This is a genomic window from Propionivibrio sp. (assembly GCF_049316945.1).
Lineage (GTDB): Bacteria > Pseudomonadota > Gammaproteobacteria > Burkholderiales > Rhodocyclaceae > Propionivibrio.
Map to the genome: position 1 here is coordinate 1 of NZ_JBMOJE010000167.1, position 8,161 is coordinate 8,161.

The 8,161-nt window shown below is 59.8% G+C and carries 16 protein-coding genes; all 16 read right to left on the reverse strand.

Going from position 1 to position 8,161, the window contains the following annotated elements; genetic code table 11:
* Nucleotides 1-108 precede the first annotated feature (108 nt).
* Complete coding sequence (locus ACOYNV_RS23635) at nucleotides 109-525, reverse strand: hypothetical protein (protein ID WP_422902263.1); 417 nt, start codon at nucleotides 523-525, stop codon at nucleotides 109-111.
* Nucleotides 522-713 carry a DUF551 domain-containing protein gene (locus ACOYNV_RS23640; RefSeq protein WP_422902264.1) on the reverse strand — a complete coding sequence of 64 codons (192 nt, stop codon included), beginning with the start codon at nucleotides 711-713 and terminating at the stop codon, nucleotides 522-524. Before ACOYNV_RS23640 ends, ACOYNV_RS23635 begins: the two co-directional genes overlap by 4 nt.
* A gap of 11 nt (nucleotides 714-724) precedes the next feature.
* Nucleotides 725-853: a hypothetical protein gene (locus ACOYNV_RS23645; RefSeq protein ID WP_422902265.1), complete on the reverse strand. Its 129-nt coding sequence runs from the start codon at nucleotides 851-853 to the stop codon at nucleotides 725-727.
* A gap of 92 nt (nucleotides 854-945) precedes the next feature.
* Nucleotides 946-1,221 (reverse strand): HU family DNA-binding protein, encoded by a 276-nt coding sequence (locus ACOYNV_RS23650; protein WP_422902266.1) that lies wholly within the window; start codon nucleotides 1,219-1,221, stop codon nucleotides 946-948.
* 21 nt (nucleotides 1,222-1,242) lie between these two features.
* Nucleotides 1,243-1,476 carry a hypothetical protein gene (locus ACOYNV_RS23655; protein ID WP_422902267.1) on the reverse strand — a complete coding sequence of 78 codons (234 nt, stop codon included), beginning with the start codon at nucleotides 1,474-1,476 and terminating at the stop codon, nucleotides 1,243-1,245.
* Nucleotides 1,473-1,694, reverse strand: coding sequence for a hypothetical protein (locus tag ACOYNV_RS23660; RefSeq protein WP_422902268.1), 222 nt, complete (start codon nucleotides 1,692-1,694; stop codon nucleotides 1,473-1,475). The genes ACOYNV_RS23655 and ACOYNV_RS23660 overlap by 4 nt, the downstream gene beginning before the upstream one ends.
* Complete coding sequence (locus ACOYNV_RS23665; protein ID WP_422902269.1) at nucleotides 1,691-2,029, reverse strand: hypothetical protein; 339 nt, start codon at nucleotides 2,027-2,029, stop codon at nucleotides 1,691-1,693. The genes ACOYNV_RS23660 and ACOYNV_RS23665 overlap by 4 nt, the downstream gene beginning before the upstream one ends.
* Nucleotides 2,026-2,556 (reverse strand): host-nuclease inhibitor Gam family protein, encoded by a 531-nt coding sequence (locus tag ACOYNV_RS23670; RefSeq protein ID WP_422902270.1) that lies wholly within the window; start codon nucleotides 2,554-2,556, stop codon nucleotides 2,026-2,028. The genes ACOYNV_RS23665 and ACOYNV_RS23670 overlap by 4 nt, the downstream gene beginning before the upstream one ends.
* 57 nt (nucleotides 2,557-2,613) lie before the next feature.
* Nucleotides 2,614-3,066, reverse strand: a complete 453-nt coding sequence (locus ACOYNV_RS23675; protein ID WP_422902271.1) for a hypothetical protein — start codon at nucleotides 3,064-3,066, stop codon at nucleotides 2,614-2,616.
* A 94-nt stretch (nucleotides 3,067-3,160) separates the two neighbouring features.
* Nucleotides 3,161-3,514: a hypothetical protein gene (locus tag ACOYNV_RS23680; protein ID WP_422902272.1), complete on the reverse strand. Its 354-nt coding sequence runs from the start codon at nucleotides 3,512-3,514 to the stop codon at nucleotides 3,161-3,163.
* Complete coding sequence (locus tag ACOYNV_RS23685; protein ID WP_422902273.1) at nucleotides 3,511-3,828, reverse strand: hypothetical protein; 318 nt, start codon at nucleotides 3,826-3,828, stop codon at nucleotides 3,511-3,513. The genes ACOYNV_RS23680 and ACOYNV_RS23685 overlap by 4 nt, the downstream gene beginning before the upstream one ends.
* The gene (locus tag ACOYNV_RS23690; RefSeq protein WP_422902274.1) at nucleotides 3,825-4,163 is read right to left on the reverse strand and encodes a hypothetical protein; all 339 of its coding nucleotides are present in this window, start codon (nucleotides 4,161-4,163) and stop codon (nucleotides 3,825-3,827) included. Before ACOYNV_RS23690 ends, ACOYNV_RS23685 begins: the two co-directional genes overlap by 4 nt.
* Nucleotides 4,160-4,597 carry a hypothetical protein gene (locus ACOYNV_RS23695; RefSeq protein ID WP_422902275.1) on the reverse strand — a complete coding sequence of 146 codons (438 nt, stop codon included), beginning with the start codon at nucleotides 4,595-4,597 and terminating at the stop codon, nucleotides 4,160-4,162. The genes ACOYNV_RS23690 and ACOYNV_RS23695 overlap by 4 nt, the downstream gene beginning before the upstream one ends.
* Nucleotides 4,594-5,166: a hypothetical protein gene (locus ACOYNV_RS23700; RefSeq protein WP_422902276.1), complete on the reverse strand. Its 573-nt coding sequence runs from the start codon at nucleotides 5,164-5,166 to the stop codon at nucleotides 4,594-4,596. Before ACOYNV_RS23700 ends, ACOYNV_RS23695 begins: the two co-directional genes overlap by 4 nt.
* On the reverse strand, nucleotides 5,166-5,912 hold the full coding sequence (locus ACOYNV_RS23705; RefSeq protein ID WP_422902277.1) for an AAA family ATPase: 747 nt from the start codon (nucleotides 5,910-5,912) through the stop codon (nucleotides 5,166-5,168). Before ACOYNV_RS23705 ends, ACOYNV_RS23700 begins: the two co-directional genes overlap by 1 nt.
* Before the next feature lie 62 nt (nucleotides 5,913-5,974).
* Nucleotides 5,975-8,092 (reverse strand): Mu transposase C-terminal domain-containing protein, encoded by a 2,118-nt coding sequence (locus ACOYNV_RS23710; RefSeq protein ID WP_422902278.1) that lies wholly within the window; start codon nucleotides 8,090-8,092, stop codon nucleotides 5,975-5,977.
* Between the last annotated feature and the right edge of the window lie 69 nt (nucleotides 8,093-8,161).

Consider the following 8,161-nt stretch of genomic DNA (forward strand, 5'->3'; position numbering starts at 1 on the left):
GCGCCTCGATCAGATCGCGCCGGGTGGCTTCGTCCATGCCCAGCTCACGGCAGGCAGCATGGATGGCGCGGCACTTGGTGGCGAGGCGGGTCATTGGGTGCGAGGTCTTCATGCTGGCGCCTTGGCATCAGGTGCGAGTTGCACGGATTCGCAAACCCTGCACAGGTGATTGAGCGCAGTTTTCCCGCTGGGCCAGTCGGGGAGGTAGCTCGTGAAAGCCTTTTGCGGGAAATATTTCTTTGCGTTACGAACGCCAAACGCTTTTATATGCTCCGCTGTTTGCATCGATGAATACAAGTTTCTCGTCACCCTGCGGAGAAACTTATGCTCTGGTAGCGGAACACTATCGGAGCACCAGGCCCCTTTGAAGCTCCCATTCACGTAAGTCATGACCCGGAACTTTAGATCTTTCACTTGCACGACTTGGAGATCAACGGTGTAGCCGTCACAGAGCAGCTTTACGGAGCCCCAGGGATTACGCAGATTGGCGGCCAGTACGTCCTTTTGTTCCTTGCTAAGTTTCATGCGGGCGCTCCTGGTGGTGCGGGGAAATCCATCCAGTGCGTTACCTTGGCCGAAGCAATCAGATCGGCCGAAACGTAGCGCCACTCCAGTGCATCGTGGTACCCGGTCCAGATTTCGCCGTCATCCATGGCGACCAGCACGGTCTGGTCGTCGTCGGGCAGTGCCTGATTGACATCAATCCATTCCATAGCGACCTCCGTTACTTGTTGAAGAAGTTCTTGATCGCGTGCCGCAGCCACAGCAGCGCAAGGAAACCTGCGCCGCCGATACCAAGACCAGCGATTATCAAGAGCCAGACATCAGCCATAAATTCATCAAATCCAAACATGTCGATCTCCGTTAAAACCAGCGGACGATGCCCCGTCAGTAACGACCGAAGGGAGTCCTTTACCTGGACGAGGCATGAGCCGAGGGTTTCGGCTAGCTGTTGACGGCATCCTTCAAGGCTTTGGCCGCACGGAAGACGGGTACGGTGCGGGCAGCGATGGTGATGGCTTCACCGGTTTTCGGGTTGCGGCCGGTGCGAGCGGCCTTGGCCTGGGTGCAGAGCTTGCCGATACCGGGCAGTGTGACTTCACCACCTTCGTGCAGCTCGCAGCCGATCACGTCGGCGGTGGTTTTGAGAACGTTCTCAACTGTCTTTTTGGTTTCGCCGGAGGTGATGGCGATGGTGGTGATTAGGTCAGTTTGGTTCATGGTTTCCCTTTCTGGGAGTGGTTAAAAAACGGTAGATTCGGCGGCGTTGCAGGCGGCGCCAGCGGAAGTGGAAATCCCGCCAGCGACGTAGAGACATTTGAGCGTGTGCGCCTTGGTTATTTCCGAGTGATCGCAGTGAGCGCAGTTGATGATTGATGGGCTGGTTTTAGCCAGGGCACGGGTTTCGGTTGCGGTCAGCCAGCCCATCTTGAAGCGCTGCTGCTCGGTGTAAGTGCCGCAGGAGCAGGATTTCATGACTGAAACCAGTCACAAGTAGCACCAGGGCGCGTTGAGAAATCGACGCCGCTGGCGGTGTTGTCGCCCGCCTCGCAGGTCCAGTTGTTGTTGAACTCGTCAACGTGGCGGCAGTTATTGCAGCGACCGCCAGCGCTGCCACGGTCAAAGACAGTTGGCTGCCAGCCTTGCTTGTGCCGCTGGCGCTCGGGTGGCGTGCCGTTTGGGTTGGCGATCATGCTGCAGCCTCGCTCTTCTTCATCGCCTTTTCCCAAGCAGATATCTCAAATGCTGTAGAGGCGCTCCAGACTGTAGCGAGGGCCCAAGCGCCGAACCAAACTATAAAAAATGCGGCCATTAGATCGACTGCTAATACGGCTGCGAGGGGGATGGGCGGCCTTTTCCCTTCCAGAGTGGAATTGCATGAGTCCGCGTTCATTGCAAAATAAGTCACAAGGCGGACACAGGCGTAGAACGTAGCGACATTCAGATCGCCAGCCACTCCAAAGGAAAGACCGGCGATCAAAAGCGCAACGAAGAAGGCTTTTGTAAAGATATAGCCCGCCGCTTTCATGCCGCCGCCAATTCCGCTTCAAACGGCGTCACCACGAATTGTTCGTTCTGCACCAGCGAAACCCCGTGGAGGCTGGCAACCGCCTCCGGATCGGCTTGCAATGCGATTTTGTTTATTTCGTCAGGCGGGGTCCGGATGAACTGCTTCAGGCCGAGGCTGCGCAGCAGGGCGAGCACGGCGTCCTTGCCGGTAATGCGCACTGACGGAGGGTCGATGCGCCAACAGACCTCGCCGGTGGTGAATACGACTGTTTTGGTCTTGCCGCCCTGCGTCAGCGTCTCGCGGTTGGCCTCGCAATACACGTTGGCACCGGATACCAGCGCTTCAATACGCTGGCGACGCGGCTCCGCCATAGTTTCGTAATCCTCTTTGATGGCCGACATTTCCTCGGTCATATCAAGGGTGATACGCGCCAGCTCGCGCTGCTGCACGCCCAGTTCGCGGATGATATCCGCCACCTGCTCGCGGTTCTGAGGGACAAAGACCAATGCGGCAGCGGTCTTGATGCGGGTTTTCTTGGTAGCCATGGTGACTCCTTGTTGGTTGGCCTCCCCCCTGATAAGGGGGGATTGAGGGGGGTTGGGTTAGGATTTGGAGCCGCAATGGGCGCACAGGCGATTCATGCACCACGTCGACTTGAACTTCTTGCCACAGCACCGGCAGTTGCGAATCGTTTCAACGTGGCGCGGGTCGGCGTTCTGCTTGGTGCGCAGTAAGTTGAAGCGGGCCTTGATCGACTTGTCGCTGCGCCCCAACTCTCTGGCGACCAGGTGTTGCCCCCGACCGTCGGCCAGGGCTTTGATGACCACCTCGTTCTCTGCGTCCGTCCAGGCGCGGACTGTCCCGCCGGTCAATTTGGCTGGCAGTGCCTGGCCGGCAGATCGCAGCAGCTTCAGCCGGCCGGCTACGGCACAGACGCTCCGGCCAATCTGTTCGGCAATCACGGGGTAGGACAGGCCGGCACGACTGGCGGCGATCAACCGCGCTTCGTCCTCGGCGCTCCAGGCCGGCGATGCGCTTGACGATACGGCGCTCATGGCTCGCTCCTTCCGGAGACGTACCAGGCCAGCCGCCAACTGTAGGGGCACGGCGTGCCGTGCCTGTAGGCCCAGACCCGGCGTAAACGTTCGATCAGGCGCATTGGCTCACCTCTTCCCATCGGACATCAACATGGTTGTGCTCGTCGAATCCTTCAAAGGCGTCAATGCGGCTATTGCCGTGCATGACATGGCCCTTGCTGTGGATGCGCCCGGAAAACAACGCCCGGACTTCGCGCTGGTCCCAAACGTAAATGACTGGCCTGGACAAGGTGGAGAAGACAAAGCCACGGTTAGCGATGCCGTTGGCGATCAGCCAGGCGTCACAGCGCGTGATTCGGCGAATCGAGTCGTCGATGCTGATGTGCGGTGGGGTGACGGGCGACAGGTGCAGCCGCGCCGCCTTCTCGACGCCGAAGTCGATCACCATGCAGGCGTTGGCGGTCATTTCTCCCCCTTCTGGCCGGGGAACTGGCGCGTCACGTCCGCCGCCTGGTAGAGGCCGAGATTCATGGTGTGGTCCATGACTTCGATCATGTCGTGCAGCTCGCAGACAACGAACTCGGCGCGCTGGATCAGGTGCGTCGGCAACTGGTTCTTGAACGAGTCAAGGACGGCGGCAAAGTCGGCCATCATTTCTACGGCCAGCAGGGCGGCGGTCTTGGCGCGATCGGAGGAGAAGGCGGGGGCAGGAAGGGTTGCCGCAGCAGGGGCAACGACAGGGGCAATGGCAGGGACAAAAAAGGCAATGGGCTTGATCATTTGGAAGACTCCGTAATTGGTTTAGGTTTTTTCGGGCAATTCGGGCAGGTTTGGCAGCACAGCCACCAGGCGCGGCGCTCGGCACCGCCGAAAGGGCGCGGCCCAAGGGCTTTCTTGCGGCACACGTCGGGGGTGATTTCTTCCCCCGTATGCGGGCAGTCGTGGCGGTCGTAGGCTTTGAGAATGGCGGATTCGATGTTGCGCGGGTTGGCCTCATATTTGCCGTCCTTCCAGAGCGACACGGCGGTGCGGCTGTACCCCACCTCCTGCGATATCTGCTCAATACTTTTCCCTGCAGATTCTTGCGCCAAGTAAAGGTCAATCGCGCGACTCACTGCGCAGCCTCCGCAATATGGTGGATGACCGCCATCTGCTCTTTCGTTAAATAATCGGTAAAACAGCGCGGCTCGTTAGTTTTTGTATCGACAAGGGCCACAAAGAATTTCTTGTGCAAGCCGCTGGTACGTAGGAACGCCGCCGACTCGCCTGTTTTTCTTCCCTGATGATTAAGCATCGGGATGGTCAGATTTGGGAGAAAGCCAAGGGAGAAAGACGATAAAGCAGAGAGAGTTGATTTCAATACCACGCCGCAGAAATGGCTTTTTTCGCCACGAATGCGAAAACTCAGTGATGCCTTTTTTGGCGTGGCGTTTTCATCCAACACCATCTCCAAAACAACGCTACAAGCCCCGCTCTCTGAAAGCATCTGCTGCATCATGGCCGTTACGCCAGGGATATCGACGCAGAGAATATCGAATTCGTTTTTCATGCCGCCACCTCTTCCGCTGACTGTTTCACCCCATCCATCTTGAAAACTTCACCCGTATTCGGGTCATAAACCTCGCCTACGGCCTGACGCACAACCGGCGCGCCGCGTCCGTTATTGCGCACTACCTGGTAACGCAGCACGCCGTTACCGGCTTTCAGCGCCAGCACCTTCAGGAACCCGGCCAGCGACAGCGAGCGCAGGTATTTACTGAGGTTTCCGGAAGCGTTCTTCTCCGTGCCGTCGGCCAGCGAGGTCAGCAACCCCGGAAGGGTCACCGTGCGCCGGGCGCGGATCACCCACCAGGCGCGCTGGCGCAGGCCGCGCGACTGTGTACGCGGGCGCGGGAAGGAGTGACCATCGGGGATGATCCGACCGCTGGCCAGCCACTCGCTGCCGGCCGCCGTGGGGCGATACACCCCGTAGGCTTCCGAGACGACGAAGCGCCGGCGCTTGAGGATCTGCACCGAGCGCACCACCACCAGGTTGGTGAGGGACAGCGCCCCGGCAATGCCGTTGATCAGCGCATTGCCGGCGCCGATCTCGACCAGCACCAGTTGCGGAGCGGTCATCACTTGCCCCCTTTCGCGCTCTGCTTGTTCTTCAGCGTCTTTTCGCAGTCGTCGCACAGTGGCATTCCGGCAACATCGGCCAGTGACAGGCTGGCTTGACCCAGCTTCGCGGCCAGTCGCTCAAGCGTAGCCAGGGCGTCAGAAATCAGGCGGTAACGCGCCCCGCTCTGGCGATGCACCTCGGCGATCAGATCCGCTTCCAGGCGCACTTCGCACAACTCGTCGCAATACAGCGTGGTATCGGCCAGGCTGGGCTGCAGGATCTCGCAAACACAGCCGATGCGCGTCTTGATATGCTCGTAACGGTTGAACAGGTGCGCCTCGCTGGTATGGCACACCAGCACCAGGATCGAACCGGCCTTCTCGGCCAGCCGGCGCAGGTATTCAACGCACTCGGCCTTGTTTGAGAAGCCGTGCTGGCACTCGTCGAGGATGATCGGCAAGGGCTTGCCGTTGTTGCTGAAGAACTCGACCATCAGGGCGAACTCTTCATAGCCGCCCTTGGCCTTGATACCCGTCTCAGCCTTCAGCGCATCCTTGACGTAGCGCAGGCTCATGCCCGGAATCCCTTCCAGGAACACGGCATCGGCACTGCTGCCGAAGTTATCGACAATGCGCGTCTTACCCGCGCCGGGCTTGCCGATCTCGGCCAGAATGCAGCGCTCGGGCGCGCCCCGGTTCTCCAGCGCGGCATAGGCCGTGGCGAAGCGCCGGTAATTCTCGTTTTTTACAAAGCTGTGTTTCATGTGGTGTAAACTCCCTGGTTGCTTGATTGGTACTGCTGTAAAAGGTCACCGTTTAGCTAGAACTAAGCGGTGGCCAACTCCCTAACCGGGTCGCCGATTTCATTGGCTTCAACGCCCGTTCTGTCCTGTGCTACATCCTTCTTCTCGGCCACGACCGCCGGAACCTCTTCGTTCAGCCACATCTGCATTTCCATGTACGACATGGCTTTCGGCTTCTGCTGGCGCTGCTCGATGGCGGCCATTTCCTCGTCGGTCAGGCGCGGAACCGAGGTCAGTTCCGGCACTTCCTGCATATGTATACATTCGCCGTCGATGGCATCGAGCCCGGCACGCTCGCGGATGGCATCGATCTGCCGCTCGCGGTGCTTGATCTGGGCATTGGCGCGCTTCTCGTTGGCCTCTTCCTTGGCCGTGGCGGTGCGGTAGCCGGTGGCTTCCGAGAACTTGGCAACGCAGATCAGCTCGCCCTTCAGTGTCTTCACCCACACCTGCTTCCAGTCCATGTTGTCGTAAGCCACCACCACGTCTTTGCCATTCCAGTCGCCCAGGCAGGCATCGTGGTAGCGCATGCCACCGTAGGGCGTCACCGCCTCGCGCCGCACCGTCACCTGCTTGTGCATGCGGAACAGATGCACGACGTACTCTTCCTCGAATTCATACGGCGTCCAGCCGTTATCCCGCGCCAGTTGTAACGCCTCGTCCGGGCTCTGGTGGCGGCTGCGCCCGGTCGCTTCGTCGCGCACTTTCGGCAGGCTGCTGTGGGGCTTGGCATTCCACTTCACGCGCCGTGATTCCAGCCAGTCACAGGCTTCATCGTGCGTACGAAAAACGCGCCCCTTGCCCATGCGCTCAGCTTCGTTCAAGGCCACAGCAAAGCCGTCGTGGTCACCGGCCTTGTTCTGACGCACCGCCTTGGCCGTCAGCTTCTTGACCCGCTTGAGCACCATGCTGTCCATGCCCTTGCCCTGATAGGTCGCCAGTTCGCGGCATTCCTTGTCGAGCCAGCTATTGAAGTTCTCGGCGATCCCGTTCGCCTGGCTGTTGCCCACCGTTTTCGGATGCACCACCGTAAAGCCAACACGGTCGGCCAAAGCCGTGGCCGGGTTGGTCTTGAAACGCTCGCTGTTCTTCACGATCTTGGTGCTGTCCGTCTGCAATATCGCCATGCAGCCGCCAAAGCGCACGGCGTTTTCGACGCACTTGGCGATCACCTCAAAGTTCTCGGTAATGCCCAGGCCAAACGGCGGCACATAGCGCGTGGCCACATCGTGGGCGTGCCACACTTCATAGGTTACGTACTCGCCAGTCACCGGGTGCGGTGCCGTAAAGTGGGTGTTCCAGCCATCGGCATGGACCTCGTCCCAGGGCTGCATTCCGGCGCTGGTGCGCTGCGTGTAATGCTTGAACGGCGACAGCGCCGAACCGGTATGGCGGCCCTTCAACTGGTCGATCTGGCTGAATTTATCGGCGAAGAAATGGCGCACCGTGTCGTAACTCGGCGGCTTTCCCCAGGCGTTATTCCAGCCGGCCTCGATCTGCTCGACAATCCACGTCAGCAGCGAGCCTTGCGGCCGTTTCTTCAAATCCACCGCCAGGGCGTGCCACGGCTTGGCCGTCATGTCCTTCTGCCGAACCAGCGGCGCACAGCGCCCGCGCTGGGTCTTCGCTTCCTTCCACTTGGCCAGCGTCGAGCGCGTCAGGCGGACATTGGCGCGGCGTTTTCCCCAGGCGTTGGCCATTGCCCAGGACAACGGGCCGGGAAGCGACTGCGCATGGTCGCCAGCGTTCAAACACTCAATGGCGCGGGCTTCCGTGCCGTCAAAATCGGCAATAAAACCGAACAGCCGCTCGCGGGCAATCTCGGCGTCAAGCTGCTTGGTTTTAAGGGGTTGATCGACTTGAACCGGGCGGACGATGGGCAGGGTTTTTGCGACGACGGCGGGGAGTGTGGCGGGAGTGGCATCGGCTCCGGCCTGGTGGAGTTGGACGAGTTCGCGGACGGGGATGGGGAGGGTTGAGATGGTGTATTGACGATTATTTCCTCCACGTCCGGCGACTGCGACGAACGGCCAGGCTTCCCTTTCTGCACGTTTGGCAACCCCTTGCCTGCTGACGCTAAGCGCCGTGGCAATCTCTGCCATCGTCACGCAGCCCGCCGTTGTTGGTGCTTGGGCTTTCATGCCGCCACTCCATGTAAGAAGAGGGGTTTCGCCGTTCCATTAGAATGGTCAGGCAGGCGTCCAACTTGC